13 protein-coding genes are annotated in these 16910 nt (G+C 58.4%); 7 read left to right on the top strand and 6 right to left on the bottom strand.

The annotated features are described in order from the left end of the window. Window positions 1–32 precede the first annotated feature (32 nt). Both eat and exaC read right to left on the bottom strand, forming a co-directional pair. Window positions 33–1481 (bottom strand): ethanolamine permease, encoded by a 1449-nt coding sequence (gene eat / locus ACYZT6_RS30905; protein ID WP_462029864.1) that lies wholly within the window; start codon window positions 1479–1481, stop codon window positions 33–35. A 115-nt stretch (window positions 1482–1596) separates the two neighbouring features. After that, a complete protein-coding gene (exaC, locus tag ACYZT6_RS30910) occupies window positions 1597–3117 on the bottom strand; it encodes an acetaldehyde dehydrogenase ExaC (RefSeq protein WP_462029865.1) in 1521 nt (506 codons plus the stop codon). A 434-nt stretch (window positions 3118–3551) separates the two neighbouring features. Here exaC and ACYZT6_RS30915 point away from each other — a divergent pair, with 434 nt between their 5' ends. The 4 genes from ACYZT6_RS30915 (at window position 3552) to ACYZT6_RS30930 (ending at window position 7905) form a co-directional block, all read left to right on the top strand. Further along, the gene (locus ACYZT6_RS30915; RefSeq protein ID WP_462029866.1) at window positions 3552–5465 is read left to right on the top strand and encodes a sigma-54-dependent Fis family transcriptional regulator; all 1914 of its coding nucleotides are present in this window, start codon (window positions 3552–3554) and stop codon (window positions 5463–5465) included. A gap of 184 nt (window positions 5466–5649) precedes the next feature. After that, entirely contained in the window at window positions 5650–6999 is a 1350-nt protein-coding gene (gene mpl / locus ACYZT6_RS30920; RefSeq protein ID WP_462029867.1) for a UDP-N-acetylmuramate:L-alanyl-gamma-D-glutamyl-meso-diaminopimelate ligase, read from the top strand. Beyond that, window positions 6996–7628: a flavin prenyltransferase UbiX gene (gene ubiX / locus ACYZT6_RS30925; protein WP_010467349.1), complete on the top strand. Its 633-nt coding sequence runs from the start codon at window positions 6996–6998 to the stop codon at window positions 7626–7628. Before mpl ends, ubiX begins: the two co-directional genes overlap by 4 nt. Next, window positions 7621–7905, top strand: a complete 285-nt coding sequence (locus tag ACYZT6_RS30930) for a YceK/YidQ family lipoprotein (protein ID WP_462029868.1) — start codon at window positions 7621–7623, stop codon at window positions 7903–7905. Before ubiX ends, ACYZT6_RS30930 begins: the two co-directional genes overlap by 8 nt. A gap of 131 nt (window positions 7906–8036) precedes the next feature. Here the strand turns inward: ACYZT6_RS30930 and ACYZT6_RS30935 are convergent, their stop codons facing one another. The 3 genes from ACYZT6_RS30935 to ACYZT6_RS30945 all read right to left on the bottom strand — a co-directional run bounded on the left by ACYZT6_RS30935 (window position 8037) and on the right by ACYZT6_RS30945 (window position 10995). After that, complete coding sequence (locus tag ACYZT6_RS30935) at window positions 8037–8678, bottom strand: oxidoreductase (protein WP_131063027.1); 642 nt, start codon at window positions 8676–8678, stop codon at window positions 8037–8039. Window positions 8679–8705: 27 nt separating this feature from the next. Next, window positions 8706–10424: a C13 family peptidase gene (locus ACYZT6_RS30940; RefSeq protein WP_462029869.1), complete on the bottom strand. Its 1719-nt coding sequence runs from the start codon at window positions 10422–10424 to the stop codon at window positions 8706–8708. A 115-nt stretch (window positions 10425–10539) separates the two neighbouring features. After that, the gene (locus tag ACYZT6_RS30945; protein WP_461955868.1) at window positions 10540–10995 is read right to left on the bottom strand and encodes a MaoC family dehydratase; all 456 of its coding nucleotides are present in this window, start codon (window positions 10993–10995) and stop codon (window positions 10540–10542) included. A gap of 197 nt (window positions 10996–11192) precedes the next feature. Between ACYZT6_RS30945 and ACYZT6_RS30950 the strand changes: the two genes are divergently transcribed. Genes ACYZT6_RS30950 through ACYZT6_RS30960 form a run of 3 tightly spaced genes read left to right on the top strand, consistent with a single transcriptional unit; the run spans window position 11193 to window position 12869 of the window. Further along, complete coding sequence (locus ACYZT6_RS30950; protein ID WP_462029870.1) at window positions 11193–11555, top strand: CidA/LrgA family protein; 363 nt, start codon at window positions 11193–11195, stop codon at window positions 11553–11555. After that, on the top strand, window positions 11552–12268 hold the full coding sequence (locus tag ACYZT6_RS30955) for an LrgB family protein (protein ID WP_462029871.1): 717 nt from the start codon (window positions 11552–11554) through the stop codon (window positions 12266–12268). Before ACYZT6_RS30950 ends, ACYZT6_RS30955 begins: the two co-directional genes overlap by 4 nt. Before the next feature lie 10 nt (window positions 12269–12278). Continuing rightward, the gene (locus ACYZT6_RS30960; protein ID WP_438661339.1) at window positions 12279–12869 is read left to right on the top strand and encodes an LON peptidase substrate-binding domain-containing protein; all 591 of its coding nucleotides are present in this window, start codon (window positions 12279–12281) and stop codon (window positions 12867–12869) included. Between the two features lie 66 nt (window positions 12870–12935). Here the strand turns inward: ACYZT6_RS30960 and ACYZT6_RS30965 are convergent, their stop codons facing one another. After that, complete coding sequence (locus ACYZT6_RS30965; RefSeq protein ID WP_462029872.1) at window positions 12936–16490, bottom strand: calcium-binding protein; 3555 nt, start codon at window positions 16488–16490, stop codon at window positions 12936–12938. Between the last annotated feature and the right edge of the window lie 420 nt (window positions 16491–16910).

A 16910-nucleotide genomic window follows, 5' to 3' on the forward strand; every position in this document is an offset into this window, starting at 1 on the left:
GCAGACAGGGTCTGCGCCGTGATTTCTGGCCTTTAGTGCAGGGCTTTTTCAGCGTTCTGAATGGCCGCGAATTCTTCCTCGGGCGTGCCTGCTACCAAGTGATGCCGACTGTAGAAAGCAAAGTAAGCAATTAACACTCCATAGATGATCGCAGCGCCAATCACCACCCGTGGGTCTACCAGAAAACCCGCTACCACGGCGATACAAGCCAGCACCAATGCTATACCGGAGGTGAAGATACCGCCTGGCGTGCGATATGGCCGATCCATTTTGGGGCGTCGAATGCGCAGTGTGATGTGCGCCGCCATCATCAGGACGTAAGAAATAGTCGCGCCAAACACCGCTACCAGAATCAGCAAGTCGCCCTGACCGGTCAGCGACAAGCCGAATCCGATGATGCCGGGAATAATCAGGGCCAGTACGGGGGCCTTGCTCTTGTTGGTTTCTGACAGTTTGCGCGGCAGGTAGCCGGCGCGGGACAACGCGAAGATCTGCCGCGAGTAGGCGTAGATGATCGAGAAGAAACTGGCAATCAACCCGGCCAAGCCAACCAAGTTGACGAAGTGGCCCATCCAGGTCGAGCCGCCATAGGCCTTGCTCAATGCTTCGACCAACGGGTTACCCGAGGTCAGCAGTGCATTGGCGCCCGCACCGCCCGGGCCGATGACCAGAATCAGCAGGGCAAAGCTCACCAGCACCAGCATGGCGCCGATCAATCCGCGGGGCAGGTCGCGTTTCGGGTTTTTGGTTTCTTCTGCTGCCAACGGCACGCCTTCGACAGCGAGGAAGAACCAGATCGCGTAAGGAATTGCCGCCCACACGCCGACGTAGCCGAAGGGCAGGAAGCTGCTGGCGCCCTTGGCGTCAGTCACCGGGATGTCGAGCAGATTGGCGACGTTGAAGTGCGGCACCATCGCCACCAGAAACACGCCCAGTGCCAGGGCGGCGACGGCGGTGATACCGAACATCAGTTTCAGGGCTTCGCCGACCCCGAAAATGTGAATGGCGATAAAGATGATGTAGAACGCCAGGTAAATCATCCAGCCACCGATACCGAACAGTGACTCGCAATAGGCGCCGATAAACACCGCGATCGCCGCCGGGGCGATGGCGTATTCGATCAGGATCGCGGTTCCAGTCAGAAACCCGCCCCACGGCCCGAATGCGCTACGGGCAAAGCCGTAGCCACCACCAGCGGTAGGGATCATTGACGACAGTTCCGCCAAGGAAAAGCACATGCACAGGTACATGGTCGCCATCAGCAACGTGGCGAGAAACATGCCGCCCCAGCCACCTTGGGCCAGACCGAAGTTCCAACCCGCATAATCGCCTGAGATGACGTAGGCCACGCCCAGACCCACTAGCAGGACCCAGCCTGCTGCACCTTTTTTCAGTTCCCGTTGCTGGAAGTAGTCGGAGCCGACTTTTTCAAAGTCGACCGAGGAGGTAGCCGGCTGCACGCTGGCTTGATCGCTAGGCATAGGGTTCACCTGTTCTTATTGTTTTTGACCGACGTGATTGCCGGGTTGGCGCGAAGGCCCGATGTGCAAGCAAGCTCACTCTCACAAGGAGAGTGGCTTGCCTGCGACAGACGGTTTAGAAGAAGCCCAACGGATTGATGTCGTAGCTCACCAGCAGGTTTTTGGTCTGCTGATAGTGATCGAGCATCATTTTGTGGGTTTCACGACCGACGCCGGACTTTTTGTAACCGCCAAACGCGGCGTGCGCCGGATAAAGGTGGTAGCAGTTGGTCCACACACGCCCGGCCTTGATGGCGCGGCCCATGCGGTAGGCGCGGTTGATGTCGCGGGTCCAGAGGCCGGCGCCGAGGCCGAACTCGGTGTCGTTGGCAATGGCCAAGGCTTCGGCTTCGTCCTTGAATGTGGTGATGCTCACCACCGGGCCAAAGATTTCTTCCTGGAACACGCGCATTTTGTTGGTGCCCTTGAGCAGGGTCGGCTGGATGTAATACCCGGTCGCCAGGTTGCCCTCGAGTTTTTCAATCTTGCCGCCGGTCAGCAGCTCGGCGCCTTCGCCCTTGGCGATTTCCAGGTACGAAAGGATTTTGTCGAATTGCTGCTCGGACGCCTGGGCGCCGACCATGGTGTCGGTGTCCAGCGGGTCGCCACGTTTGATTTGCAGGACTTTGTTCATAACCACTTTCATGAACTCGTCGTAGATCGATTCTTGTACCAAGGCGCGGGAAGGGCAGGTGCAGACTTCGCCCTGGTTGAAGAACGCCAGTACCAGACCTTCCGCAGCTTTCTCGATGAAAGTTGGTTCGGCTTGCATGATGTCTTCGAAGAAGATGTTCGGCGACTTGCCACCCAGCTCCACGGTGGACGGAATGATGTTTTCGGCGGCGCACTTCATGATGTGCGAGCCGACCGGGGTCGAGCCGGTGAACGCGATCTTGGCGATGCGTTTGCTGGTGGCCAGGGCTTCACCGGCTTCTTTGCCGTAGCCTTGCACCACGTTCAGCACGCCTGGCGGCAGCAGGTCGCCAATCAGCTCCATAAGCACGGTAATGCCCAGCGGAGTTTGCTCGGCGGGTTTGAGCACCACGCAGTTACCGGCAGCCAGGGCCGGGGCGAGTTTCCAGGCGGCCATCAGGATCGGGAAGTTCCACGGGATGATCTGCCCGACCACGCCCAGTGGTTCATGGATGTGATAGGCCACGGTGTTTCCATCGATTTCGGCGGCGCTGCCTTCCTGAGCGCGGATGCAACCGGCGAAGTAGCGGAAATGGTCCGCAGCCAGCGGTATGTCGGCGTTGAGGGTTTCACGCACGGCTTTGCCGTTGTCCCAGGATTCGGTGATTGCCAGGACTTCCAGGTTCTGTTCGATGCGGTCGGCAATTTTCAGCAGCACCAGCGAGCGCGCCTGGGCGGACGTGGCGCCCCAGGCATCGGCAGCGGCGTGGGCAGCGTCCAGGGCTTTATCGATGTCTTCGGCCGTGGAGCGCGGGAATTCGGCAATCGGTTGGCCATTTACTGGCGAGGTATTGGTGAAGTACTGACCTTTGACAGGCGCGACGAACTCGCCGCCGATGTAGTTACCGTATTTGCTCTTGAACGAAACGATAGCGCCTTCAGTACCGGGGTGAGCGTAACGCATAGTAATTTCTCCTTGGCTTTTGTGCTTATAAGGGAGAGCGCATGTGCGCTTGTTATAAGCGTAGAGCAAAGGTCGGGCCACTGCCTTGCAGGTCAGGCAAATCAAGGCCTTGCGTGGTTTTTGTCGGACCGGCGGGTCGTGGCTGTGACGCTTTCGGTACAGTGCTTGTGACAGTTTGTACCGCTTGTGGCACAGCCTGTGACTGCTCGGTCTTGCCAGCATTGCAATGCGGGCTAGGCTGGAGGATGCTCGGCCTCGTGTGAATGCATCGCTCTTGTAGCAGCTGCCGAAGGCTGCGTTCGAGGGCGAAGCACTCGTCTCGGTTTGAGCAACAAATCCGAGACTCAGGTTTTACGACTGCTTCGCAGCCGGACGCAGCCTTCGGCAGCTGCTACACGGACGCGGACCGGACTCTGCGCAGAGAATAATAAGAAATGCACGACAACCATTTGAGTCGCCATGCCCAGCAGGTCTTGACCGTCACCCAGGGCAAGTCCCACCTGCACGGTCCCGGCAGCGATCCGTCCATTGCCCGTTCCTGGCTGCGCTGTCTTGAGGACTATCACCTCGACCCGGCCCTGACCATGGCGCCGACGGTGCTCGAACATGGCCGGGTCCTGGAAAGCCGCGAACGCTTGCAGCAGGTGCTGCACATCGCCGGCAACGAAATGACCAGCCTTCATCAGCAACTGTCCGGCGCCGGCCACGCGGTGCTGTTGACCGACGCCCGCGGGGTGATCCTCAACTGCGTCACCGCGCCCGCCGAACGGAAAATTTTCGAACGCGCAGGCCTGTGGCTTGGCGCCGACTGGAGCGAAGCGTGCGAGGGCACCAATGGCATCGGCACCTGCCTGGTGGAGCGCCAGTCGTTGACCATTCATCAGGATGAACACTTTCGCGGCCGCCACACCGGCCTGACGTGCTCGGCGAGCCCGGTGTTCGACCCTCACGGCGAACTGCTGGCGGTGCTTGACGTGTCCTCGGCGCGGCACGAGGTCTCGCGACAGAGTCAATTCCACACCATGGCCCTGGTCAATCTTTCCGCGAAGATGATCGAGAGCTGCTATTTCCTGCGCTACTTCGACAATCAATGGCTGCTGCGTTTTCACCTGCAGGCGGAGTCCGTCGGGCTGTTCAGCGAAGGGTTGCTGGCGTTCGACGGGGAAGGGCGGATCAGCGCGGTCAACCAGAGTGCATTGAACCTGCTGGGGCATATCCGCGGCGGATTATTGGGCAAGCCGGTCGAGGCGTTCTTCGATTGCTCGCTGGATGACTTGCTCGGGCGCGCGAGTGTCAACGCCAGCGCCAGTTGGCCGTTGCGCACCCGTGACGGGCGGAGTCTGTTTGCCGTGTTGCGCGGGCAGCCGCGCAGCATTCCGGTGCCGGTGGCTCCAAGTCCGCTGATTGCCGAACGTCCGCGCTTGTCGGGCATCTGCCTGGGCGATACCGCGTTGCAGGAAGATTTCCGCAAATCCTTGAGAGTCTTCGAGCGAGACGTGCCGCTGCTGATCAATGGCGAAACCGGTTCCGGCAAAGAGGCCTTTGCCAAAGCCGTGCATCAGGCCAGCCAGCGGGCCGAAAAAGCCTTCGTCGCCCTGAACTGCGCGGCGATCCCGGAAAGCCTGATCGAGAGCGAACTGTTTGGTTATCGCGGCGGCAGCTTCACCGGCGCGCGCAAGGAAGGCATGCGCGGCAAGTTGCAGCAGGCGGATGGCGGAACCTTGTTTCTCGATGAAATCGGTGACATGCCACTGGCCTTGCAGACCCGGCTATTAAGGGTGCTGGAAGATCGCCAGGTGGTGCCGATTGGCGGTGAGCCGGAATCGGTCAATGTGCGGATCATCAGCGCCACTCACCGTAATTTACTGGAGCGGGTGCAGGACGGCAGCTTCCGAGAGGATTTGTATTACCGGCTCAATGGGCTGGAGGTTGCGCTGCCGGCGTTGCGTGACCGCAGTGATAAATCGCAGTTGCTTGATTTTCTGCTCGCCGAAGAGGCGGGCGGGGAAAGCGTATTGATCGACGCCCCGGCACGCCAGGCGTTGCTGGGTTTCGCCTGGCCGGGGAACGTGCGGCAGTTGCGCAATGTGCTGCGCACCTTGGCGGCGTTGTGTGACGGCGGGCGGATCGGGCTGGAGGATTTGCCGGCAATGATTCGTCAGGCTCGGCCAGTGTCGGGTGTTGCGGTTGAAGCGTCATCGGAGCATCCGCTGGATGATGCCGAGCGACTGGCGTTGCTCAATGCGCTGGAGCAGACGCGTTGGCACATGACTCATACCGCCGAACAGCTCGGTGTCAGCCGTAATACCCTTTACAGAAAACTGCGCAAACACCGCATCGCCCGCTAGGCACCCCGTACCACTGTAGGAGCGAGGCTTGCCCGCGAAGAACGATTACGCGGTGCGTCAGCGGAACCGTGTCATGGCGTTCGCGGGCAAGCCTCGCTCCTACGGGTTTTGCAGTTGACCCGAAACAAAGGTGCGATTTTCCCCTCCCTACGCTAACCTGCGGCCATGTTTTACGAGGTCGACTATGCACATTCATATTCTTGGTATCTGCGGCACTTTCATGGGTTCGATGGCGGTTCTGGCCAAAGAGCTGGGCCATCACGTGACGGGCTCCGATGCCAACGTCTATCCGCCGATGAGCACTCAGCTTGAAGCGCAGGGCATTGAGTTGACCCAAGGCTATGATCCCGCCCAACTCGATCCGGCGCCGGATCTGGTGGTGGTCGGTAACGCCATGTCCCGCGGCAACCCGGCCGTCGAATACGTGTTGAACAAGGGCCTGCCTTACGTCTCCGGTCCGCAATGGCTGGCCGACCACGTGCTGCAAGGTCGCTGGGTCCTGGCCGTCGCCGGCACCCATGGCAAAACCACCACCAGCAGCATGCTCGCCTGGGTCCTGGAGCACGCGGGCATGAGCCCGGGCTTCCTGATCGGCGGCGTGCCGCAAAACTTCTCGGTGTCGGCGCGTCTGGGCGGCACGCCGTTCTTCGTCATCGAGGCCGACGAGTACGACAGCGCATTCTTCGACAAGCGCTCCAAGTTCGTTCACTACCGCCCACGCACGGCCATCCTGAACAACCTGGAATACGATCACGCCGACATCTTCCCCGATCTGCCCGCCATCGAGCGTCAGTTCCACCACTTGGTGCGGACCATCCCGAGCGAAGGCCTGGTGATCCACCCGACCACCGAGCCGGCATTACAGCGCGTCATCGAGATGGGCTGCTGGACCCCGGTGCAAACCACCGGTGCCGGCGGTCAGTGGCAGGTCAAACTGCTCAGCGAAGACGGTTCGAAGTTCGAGGTGATATTTGAAGGCGTCGCCCAAGGCGTCGTCGATTGGGACATGACCGGCCAGCACAACGTGGCTAACGCCCTGGCCACATTGGCGGCGGCTCGCCATGTTGGCGTGGTGCCTGCCATGGGCATCGCCGCGTTGAGCGCGTTCAAAAGCGTGAAACGCCGGATGGAAAAAGTCGCCGAAGTGCGCGGCATCACCATTTATGACGATTTTGCTCACCACCCGACGGCGATTGCGACGACCCTCGACGGCCTGCGCAAACGCATCGGCGATGCGCCGTTGATTGCGATCATCGAACCGCGTTCCAACTCCATGAAGCTCGGTGCTCACCGCGACGGCTTGCCGGAAAGTGTGGTCGATGCCGATCAAGTGATCTGGTATGCACCTGCCAACCTCGGCTGGGACCTGGGCGCGACCGCCGCGTTGTGCACCGTGCCGTCGATTGTCAGCGATTCTCTGGAAGGCATCATCGAGCGCGTGAAGAGCCAGGCCCAGCCCGGCACTCACGTGGTGATCATGAGCAACGGCGGCTTCGGCGGCCTGCACGGCAAACTTGCCGAGGCGCTGAAATGAACAACGGCCCGGAACGCATCACCCTCGCGATGACCGGCGCTTCGGGCGCCCAGTACGGTTTACGCCTGCTCGACTGCCTGATCCGCGAAGACCGCGAGGTGCATTTTCTGATCTCCAAGGCTGCGCAACTGGTGATGGCCACCGAGACGGACGTCACGCTGCCGGCCAAACCGCAGACGATGCAGGCCTTCCTCACGGAATACACCGGCGCGGCCGCCGGGCAGATCAAGGTGTACGGCAAGGAAGACTGGATGTCGCCGGTGGCCTCGGGCTCGGGTGCGCCGGCGGCGATGGTGGTAGTGCCTTGCTCCACCGGAACCTTGTCGGCGATTGCAACCGGTGCCTGCAACAACCTGATCGAACGGGCTGCCGATGTGACGTTGAAAGAGCGTCGCCAGCTGATTCTGGTGCCACGCGAGGCGCCGTATTCGAGCATTCATCTCGAGCACATGCTCAAGTTGTCGAACATGGGTGTGACGATTTTGCCGGCCTCGCCGGGCTTCTATCATCAGCCGCAAACCATCGACGACTTGATCGACTTTGTGGTGGCGCGGATTCTCAACCTGTTGAACATCCCGCAAGACATGCTGCCGCGCTGGGGCGAACACCATTTGAGCAGCGATGAATAAGCTGCTGATTATTCTGCTGGCGCTGCAACTGGCGGGCTGCGCCACGGCGCGTACGCTGGACGCGGCCAAACCGGGGGCGCCAGTGGTGTACTCGGGGACGCGTCTGGATTTGTATGCCTTGAATGGAGGGTGCTGCGCGATGGACCGGTTCGGCGCTGAAGCGCCGAGCTATCCTGGTGTCGACCTGCCGGCCAGCGCGTTGCTAGACACGCTGTTATTGCCGTTGTCGTTGCTGACGGTGATCGGAGTGGGTTTTCAGGCGACTGGCGGGTTGTAAGAACAAGCGCTGCACTTGTGGCGAGGGAGCTTGCTCCCGCTGGGGCGCGAAGCGGCCCCACTCTCTACCTAAAAAGCAGGGACTGCTGCGCAGTCCAACGGGAGCAAGCTCCCTCGCCACAGGCCCGCGGATTATTTGCCTAACTTACGCAACTCATCCGACTCAACCACCCGCACGCCATCCTGCTCTTCCAGCGCCAGGCGCCACATGGCGCGGGCCAGTTGGCAGGCTTCGATGCCGTGGTACTTGCCCGGAATCAATCGCGACAACGGACCGGCGACTTTCTCGCCCAGTCGCGGCTTGACGCGATCGCCCAATAACAGCGAAGGTCGGCAAATGGTCAGCTGCGGCCAATCCTGCGCGCGTAATGCGTACTCCATCTCGCCTTTGACCCGGTTATAGAAAACCGAGGATCTTCGATCGGCCCCCAAGGCACTGATCACGATCAGGTGCCGTGCACCCATCTCCCGTGCGCGTTTGGCGAACGCCACCACCATGTCCAGGTCGACCGCGCGAAAGGCTTGTTCGGAGCCGGCCTGCTTGATCGTGGTGCCAAGGCAGCAGTAGGCGATGTCGACGCGCCCGTTCAGTTGCGGCAGAAACACCGCCGGATCACCGACCGGGTTTTCCAGGTGGGGATGCTCGGCCAGTGGCCGGCGTGAGGGGGCTAAAACCCTTGAAATCGTTGGCTCATTGAGCAAGCGATCAAGCAGATGTTCACCGGTTAACCCGGTAGCTCCGGCAAGCAATACATGCTGAGGCGTCAAGTACATAGTGTTTCCCCCTTGATACTGTTCAGCTTAGTTGCTCTTTGCATCCTTGCTGCTGATAGAGACACTTTGTAGTGCTTTTCGTGCCTGCTGTTTGCGTAAAAGCTGCCAGTGCGAGAGAACCGTTTTCGGCGCCCAGATCTGCGGTTCAGAGGCTTCGAAGCCGTCCGCCAGTTCACGCTCCGCCACAGTAGCTTTGGCCAGCTTGAAGGCATGCTCCAGATCGTCAGTCTGGTTCAGTGCCTGGGCAAACAGCGCGTCCCCGAAGTAGGTGAAGTTGGCTTCCTCCGAGCAACCGAAGGACACGCGATCGGCGCGAGAGGCGGTCATGATCAGCGTGCGTTCGTCCTTGAGCGCGGGGATGAAGCCGCCGGAATAGCAGGATGAAATCACCACGATTTTGTCGCGATTCTTCAGGGGCGCGAGGACGGCGGCGAGTTCGTCGGCCGGCAGATCGGCCAACTCCATGCGCGGCTGGTCGAGCACCAGTTCATGTTCGCTGCTGCCATGGCTGGTCAGGTAGATGAAGATTAAGTCTTCCGGGCCACTGCGTTCGGCCAGGGTCATCGCGGCGCGGCGCAGGTTTTCCCGGGTGGCCATCGGTCGGTCGACGAGGTGATCGCGATGGTTCACCAGGCGAATCTGGCCGAAGGCGCCGAAGCGGCTGCTGAGCATGTTGCTGACGTAGTCGGACTCACGCAGAAACACGCTCTGCTTGCCATCACCGCCCAGGGTCAAGGTGTACAGCTCGACCGCCGGGGTCGAGGCCGGCACATTGGCCATGGCTTCATCGAGTAACCGGCCCTGGGCCAGCAACCCGAGTTCCAGGGTGTCGGGCAGCAACTTGCCATCGGCATCGCGAACACGCTGGCCATTGATCCACGTACCGCTTTGCACCGTGCCGTCGGTGAGCACCAGGGTGCCGCGTCCCGAGTAGCTGTCACCGTCGAACTGGCCGATGTAGAAACTGCCGTCGGGCAGGTTCAATCGACCCTGTCCGGTGAAGCGCCAGTCGCTGAACAGGCCGATGTAATGGCTGCCGTCAGCGCCGATCAACTCGCCCTTGCCGTTCAGCGAGCCTTCCTTGAATTGACCCAGCCAGACATCGCCATCGGCATTCTCGTAGCGGCCCTTGCCGTGCAGTTGATTGTTCTTGAAGCCACCGACGTAGATGTCGCCGTCGGCGCTGTTGAAAGTCCCGTTGCCTTCCAGCTGACCGTCTTTGAAGTGCCCGGTGAACTGATTGCCACTGCCATCGCCACGCTGGCCTTCGCCATTGGGTTTGCCGTGGGCGAACTGGCCCTGATAGGAGCTGCCGTCATCGAGTTCGAGACGACCGAGCCCTGAATATTGATCGGCCTTGAATTCACCGCGATAGGTCATCGCGTTTTCTTTGAGCGTGCCTTCACCGTCGCGGCGGCCGAGTTTGAACCCGCCTGTGTAGCTGCTGCCGGGGGTGGTCAGCGTGCCTTGGCCGTCGAACAAGCCTTGATTGAATTGTCCGCGATAGACCTCGCCGTTGCTGCCATGCCATTCGCCCTGGCCATGCCATTGCCCTTTGTCGAACTCGCCGGCGTACCAGCTGCCGTTGGGATAGTCGATGCGGCCCTGGCCTTGCAGCAAGCCGTTGACCAGATCACCGCGATAGCGCCCGCCGTCCGGCAAGCGGGCATCGGGGGGCAGCAGCGATTCGCCATCGCCGCAAGCGGTGAGCAACAGGGTCAAGGCGAGGAGTGCAAGTGAGCGCATAGCGGGATCCGGGCAATTATGCGACGGAGTATGCCGCAGCTATGTGTCGCATTTATAGAGACACGGCAGAGACACAGCGCGAAACAGCGTGAGCTGTTTCGCAATCAGGCCTGTGTCAGACGAAACAGAGGGACAGCGGCTCAGCGATATACGCCGGTTTGTCCGACCCTTCGATTTCAAGCGTGGCGGTGGCTTTGAGCAGCCATTGGCCGGGTTTCTTCTCGATGACCTCGTTCATGTCGACCTTGAGTCGAACCCTGGAATTGACCTTCACTGGCTGGATGAAACGCACGCTGTCCAGACCATAGTTGACCACCATCTTCGCCCCTTGAGGGAGGATCAGGATGTCTTCCATCAGTTTCGGGATCAGCGACAGCGACAGGAATCCGTGTGCAATGGTGCTGCCAAATGGCGTTTGCGCGGCTTTGACCGGGTCGACGTGAATGAACTGATAATCGCCTGTGGCTTCCGCGAACAGGTTGATGCGGTCCTGGTCGATGGTGAGCCATTCGGAACGTCCGAGTTCCTTGCCGACATAATCTTTGAGCTCTGCAACGGGAACATAGGGCATTGAGACTCTCCTTGGGTTTCATCGGATTTATAGTTTTTCGAGTGGGGGGATTTGGCCTCCCTGTGAACCACTTTAGATCAACATGGCAAATTGCTCCGGTCAACTGACCATGCTTTTGGCGAATGCCGATCCATAGCGTTGACGTGCTTATAATGCCCGGCCCCTTTTTGGTGGGGAGCGCGTGCGGGAGATGCTGGATGTTGTTACGTGGCCTGACCTGGCTGGTGCTGTTCCAATTGCTGGGCACAGCCATCAACCATTTGTTTTTACCGGTGCTGCCCGGGCCGATCATCGGTCTGCTGCTGTTGCTGGTGTACCTGATTTCACGCGGGCAAGTCGGCGAGCCGCTGAACCTGGCGGCCAGCAGCCTACTGCGGTACTTGCCCCTGCTGCTGGTGCCGCCGGCCGTGGGCGTCATGGTGTACGCCAAGGACATTGCCGCGGATTTCTGGGCCATCGTCGGTGCGCTGGTGTTGTCGCTGGTGCTGTCGATGGCATTTGCCGGGGTGCTGATGCAACGCATGGTCAAGCGGCATGCCCATCGCGGAGATCGCCAATGATCCTCGACTGGCATGGCGCGCTGGATTCGGTGATCCATCACCCGTTGTTCGGCATCGGCATTACGCTGGGCGCTTATCAGTTGGTGCTGGCTGCCTTCGAGAAAACCCGCTGGATCTTTCTGCAGCCGGTGCTGGTTTCCATGCTGTTGGTGATCGGCGTGCTGGTGGCTTGCGGGATCAACTTTACCGAGTACCGCAAGAGCACCGAGATCCTCAGCATCCTGCTCGGGCCTGCGACCGTTGCACTGGCCGTGCCGCTGTACCTTAATCTGCGACGAATCCGGCAGTTGTTCTGGCCGATATTTACTACGCTGGTGATAGGCGGCGTGGTTGCCACTGGCATGGGCGTGTTGCTGGGCTGGTGGTTTGGTGCCGAACACATGATCCTGATGACCATGGCGCCAAAGTCGGTGACGTCGCCGATTGCGATGTTGGTGGCCGAGCAGATCGGGGGTGTCGCGGCGCTGGCGGCGGTGTTCGTGTTGATCACCGGCGTGATCGGTGCGATCTTCGGGCCGAGTCTGTTGACCCGGCTGGGTGTGCACAGCCCTGAAGCCCGAGGCATGGCTTTGGGCATGACTGCCCATGCGGTCGGCACCTCGGTGGCCTTGCAGGAAAGTGAAGAATGCGGCGCCTTCGCGGCGCTGGCGATGAGTCTGATGGGCGTGGCCACGGCAGTGTTCCTGCCGTTGGCGGTGTCGATGGTGGTGTAAGGAAATGTCTATGAGCTTGCCGCTTTTTCCGCTGAACACGGTGCTGTTTCCTGGCTGCATCCTCGACTTGCAGATCTTCGAGGCGCGCTACCTGGACATGATCGGCCGCTGCATGAAGCAGGGCGGCGGCTTCGGCGTGGTGTGCATTCTCGACGGCGAAGAAGTGGGCATCGCGCCGGCGGGCTATGCACTGGTGGGCTGCGAAGCGTTGATCACCGATTTCAAGCAGCAGGACAACGGCCTGCTGGGCATTCGCGTGCAGGGCGGACGGCGTTTTCATGTACTGCGCACCGAGGTGCAGCGCGATCAATTGACCGTCGCTGACGTCGAGTGGCTGGAAGACGAGCCGGAGCAGCCGCTGCAGGACGAGGACGCGGACCTGGTCGCACTGCTCAAGGCCTTGGCCGAACACCCGATGGTCGAAGCGTTGAACATGGGCACCGAAGCCACCGGGCAACAGTCCCTGGCCAATCAGCTGGCGTACCTGCTGCCGTTTGCCGAACTGGACAAGATTGATCTGCTGCAACTCGATGATCCCCAGCAGCGACTGGATGCGATTCAGGCGCTGCTGGATGAGTTGCAGGGTGAGTTGTTTGCTTGAGGGCGTTACTCATGAGGCCGGAGCGGCAGGACGATAGGCATCCCGCCGCACCCGCGCAGAGGCTATTTAAGGATCAATCGTTTTTATCGGTTCAATGACAAGGTCTTTGGGTTCGATGCGAAGGGTGAGATCCCTGTCGACGCCCCAATAGTCATTCGTTGAGTTGTAATAAACCGTGCCATCAAAGAGGGGCCCGAAGGAAATATTTTTAACAAAAATATTAACGGCTAACTCGTCGCGTTCCTGATGGTTGCGGATATCAGTCAGCAGGGCGTCGACACTGGAGTAGCCTTGTGCGTCAATGACGTAAAGTTGTAATACTTCAAAAATCAGTTCTACTTTATAAATATTGCCCGATGAAGTTTCCACGCTGATTGCGTCAATCGGTCCATCATTATCCAGACTGGGTAGCTGGACAATCACACTGCCAATGCTCAGGTTTTCGCCGTCCAGGTATATCTCATTGCGCGTTACGGTTTCTGTCAGTTTTTTGCTGAAGATTGTCCAGGTCGATGCGTTGGAGATTTGTGCAATGGCGCCCGGAGTTGAAAGGCTAAACGTGGTGTTGCTGACAGGATACACATCATAGAAGGAAGCCTGGCCTTGTAATGCGAAGATGCCGAAGTGGGGAGCAGGTGGAAAGTTAACCTCCTGAGGGGTGGCTGCGAGCAAAGTAGGTTTAATGTTTTCGGGTCGGATAAATCTGTAATTGCCATGTCGAGGGTTCAGGCACTCGTTGGCAACGCGTTGTTTGTGGCCCGGATTGGCCGCATCCTCATGATAGGGAATATTAGGGGGCGACAATCGATAGGACTCTCCATCTTGCATAATAAGAACGATGTCATGTGCGCAAACAATACTGGCTGTTTTAATATTTGGAAAATTTTTCGTTGAGGTTTTTTCCGCCTGGTTATCGCGGATGACGCCGGTGATGTTGAGTATTTTGGATGGGAGTTCAATCCACAGGTTGAAATGACTGTAACTCAGATACGTATAGCCCGAAACGCCGGTGCTTGCTTGCACTTCGTAATTGACTTTGATCGAAGAGATCTCTGCAAATTTGTAATCCAGGTGAATGATTTTTTTTGTTTCAGGTGTGTCGGCATTCGCTACAAGGTAGACATGGCGGGGTACGCGGGAAACAAATGTGTGCGTCGGCGCCTTCTCGGCAATCACCACGGTTCCACTGTTGACAATCTGCAGGGCTGGCGCGGGGTCACCGATGACGGTGACTAAACATTCAACGTCGTGATCCAGTGCGTCGGTCAGTTGAACAGGCAAGATGGGCATCAGTTCATACCGGTCTCGTGTTTTAAATCGCAATTGATTGTTTTTTACCTCGCGCTGACCATCGATATGTTCATAGACATTTTCGATGGTCAGCACGTGCTCTGGAAGTTCGCCATCCTTGCCTCGCAACGAACGGACGACTAGCGAAGTGTCAACGATTTGCCATTGTTGAATTCTCTGCATTGGCCAGTCGAATTCGATGAGGCTCCATTGTTCGCCGTCTTCGACAATTGTCGCTCGAACAGAGGTGTCCGCGATGAGATAGCGATCCTGTCCGGGGCCGCCATCAATTCGCGTGACCGCTCCGCGGATTGAGACCGTGTCGTCACCTGAGCCCGCTGTGATTTGGTCGTTACCGTTGGCCGAGATTCGATCGGCCTTTTCGCTCCCGGTAATCCGACTTTCACCGCGTCGCAAAGTCGAGACGTTTTCGATGGATTTGATCTGTGCGACTGTGATCTCGTCCAGCGCAGAGTCGCGGCTACGCAAGGCTACCTTGCCGCTTTGCAAGTTGACGTCGTAACCGATATGGACGGTGTCCACGGACTCTCGGATTTTGCGCAGATCCGGGGACGGGCGGGAGCCTTCGAATACCAGCGTGTCGGAACCCTCTCCCCCGTCAATAATACTGGTCCGAGCGGGACTCACTGTCCGGTTCCATTCCGCTTCGCTTGTTTCGAAGTAAAACTCGTCATCCTTGTCACCGCCGGTCAGTGTCTTGGCACCCTCCCGATAGCTGAAGAGATTGGACTTGTCCTTGACGCCATATACCTGGTCATTGCCATCACCTAATCGCCATAAGACACCTTTGTTTTCGCCCGGGCTGCCCTGGAAGTTGTTTTTGAGGTCTTGTGGCAACCCGTCCCGGGCATCAATGATGTCATCGCTACTAACGATTACCGGTTCGTTATCCAGTTTGAATGGCTGTTCACCACTCACCTCGTCCCACTGGTAATGCCAGATTTGCACGGGCTTCAACTCGACGTTGAAACTGCCATCGACAATGTATTCCACGTAATCTTTATACGGGCCTTGAAGCAGTTCCTTGGCGGAAGTTTCGAGTTGTTTGCTGTGGTCACTGAAGGTCTTGGCAATCTTGTGGCGATCCTTGACGTCCTGATCCAGCTCCTGCCGGGTGAACGCGAACCAGCCAGAGCGCAAACGCTCATGTGCGGTAAGCTCGATGTAGTCATCGATGTCGTCCACGACCCGTGCGGCCCGGTAGATTTCCGCTCCGACGATGAGCACGGCCGCAGCCGCCAGGCCAATGGGGCCAGCGATGCTTGCGAAACCGGCCAAGGCCGCCACACCCAACACCAGACTGACTGTTGCGCCGGCCACGCTCAGGCCTCCGCTGACATAATGGTCTTGCGCCTCCTTGCCCTCTGAAGCGGCGGCGGCGTTAAAGGAATTGACGGCGCTGATAATGTCGAACGGCAAAGTGATCGCGCTGGCAAATAACCCGGCACCCCGACTCATTACACTGCCTACCGACGTGGCGGAAAACCGGCTGAACACGACCGAGCCGTTCCTGATCATCGCTTCGCCCCCCTTGCTAAGGCCTCGTTCGATAATCAATGAACCGAACTCACTTGCAATCGATCCGCCGTTTAATGCTGCTTCGCCCTTGTCGCCTACTTTGAGGGCTTCCATGATTCCCATGAATCCGCTGTAGATTCCATAGGCCTGCATTCCTACGCCAGTGCCGCTCAGCAGGTAACTTTTGCTCTTGTTGACCCAGGCTGGATGGTTATCAAAAGACTCGACTCGAAAAATGCCCAACTTTTGCGCCGCATTGCCAAGTTTGTTGAGGCGATCCATCGAGCTGATGACCGTAAGCGGATCGGCAGCGACGAACATCGGCGGGGCGCCAATTGAGCGCTTACAGGCGATTTCATAGAGCAGGGTGGCTACGGTGCCACTGTCTGGTATTTCCGCGGACTTCACCCGGGCCTCGACACTGGCTGGATCGAAACTCAGTCCGTCGATAAACGCTTGGTCGGGCGATTTCAGGTTCGCATTTTCTGAACGTATGGAGCGACCATTCACCTTGGCGCCCATGGCCTTGAGCTCTACACGAGTAACGTCAAAGTTGCCGAAGCGCAAAGGTCCGAGGCGCTTGTCGAGGGATTTGAGTGAGCGGCGAGAGGGAAGGTCAGGGATTTCGGCATTCGGTTCTGGTGTTGACACAGGTGTCAACGGTGGCGCGCTGGGGGTTATGTCAATCATGCCGGCGGACGGTGCGTGGCTATTGGCCGAGGAACTGATGTTCGTTACTTCTACGGCAAGGTCATTGGAAGTTTGAGCGGCGGGTTCGATAAGTTGTGCCATTGTTCAGTCCTTTAAATAATGGGCGTTATAAGATGCCGATGTCCGTATCGGTATGTGAACGCATGTTTTCGCGAAGGGTGGCGAATATTTGCAATGTTTTTGGTGTTGATGATTGTGGGGTGTTTTTGGAAGCGTCGAATTATTTCAGTTTTTTCAGTGTGTTCTGTTGGTCTGCTATGCTTTTTGGGGTGTGAAAGTTGTAGGTGTTAATGTGTGAGTCTTGTGAGCGTGTTCTTTTGAGTTGTGTTTATAGTGCGCGGTAAAATTTTCTGCAAGTCGCTCCTTGGTGAATGTGTTACGGATCAAGTTTGTGTTGGAGTTGTCGTTTTAATGTAAATGTTTTTTCAAGCAGGGCAAGGTACAGATATTCGAAGTTGTAGATATATATGTAGTTTCGCCTTGTTGAAGAAAATCGTGGCT

The organism is Pseudomonas sp. RT6P73 (assembly GCF_054897715.1).

Bases quoted from the DNA above. Each gene is read 5' to 3' on its own strand.
- eat (WP_462029864.1), bottom strand. From the start codon at position 1,481: ATGCCTAGCGATCAAGCCAGCGTGCAGCCGGCTACCTCCTCGGTCGAC.
- exaC (WP_462029865.1), bottom strand. From the start codon at position 3,117: ATGCGTTACGCTCACCCCGGTACTGAAGGCGCTATCGTTTCGTTCAAG.
- ACYZT6_RS30915 (WP_462029866.1), top strand. From the start codon at position 3,552: ATGCACGACAACCATTTGAGTCGCCATGCCCAGCAGGTCTTGACCGTC.
- mpl (WP_462029867.1), top strand. From the start codon at position 5,650: ATGCACATTCATATTCTTGGTATCTGCGGCACTTTCATGGGTTCGATG.
- ubiX (WP_010467349.1), top strand. From the start codon at position 6,996: ATGAACAACGGCCCGGAACGCATCACCCTCGCGATGACCGGCGCTTCG.
- ACYZT6_RS30930 (WP_462029868.1), top strand. From the start codon at position 7,621: ATGAATAAGCTGCTGATTATTCTGCTGGCGCTGCAACTGGCGGGCTGC.
- ACYZT6_RS30935 (WP_131063027.1), bottom strand. From the start codon at position 8,678: ATGTACTTGACGCCTCAGCATGTATTGCTTGCCGGAGCTACCGGGTTA.
- ACYZT6_RS30940 (WP_462029869.1), bottom strand. From the start codon at position 10,424: ATGCGCTCACTTGCACTCCTCGCCTTGACCCTGTTGCTCACCGCTTGC.
- ACYZT6_RS30945 (WP_461955868.1), bottom strand. From the start codon at position 10,995: ATGCCCTATGTTCCCGTTGCAGAGCTCAAAGATTATGTCGGCAAGGAA.
- ACYZT6_RS30950 (WP_462029870.1), top strand. From the start codon at position 11,193: ATGTTGTTACGTGGCCTGACCTGGCTGGTGCTGTTCCAATTGCTGGGC.
- ACYZT6_RS30955 (WP_462029871.1), top strand. From the start codon at position 11,552: ATGATCCTCGACTGGCATGGCGCGCTGGATTCGGTGATCCATCACCCG.
- ACYZT6_RS30960 (WP_438661339.1), top strand. From the start codon at position 12,279: ATGAGCTTGCCGCTTTTTCCGCTGAACACGGTGCTGTTTCCTGGCTGC.
- ACYZT6_RS30965 (WP_462029872.1), bottom strand. From the start codon at position 16,490: ATGGCACAACTTATCGAACCCGCCGCTCAAACTTCCAATGACCTTGCC.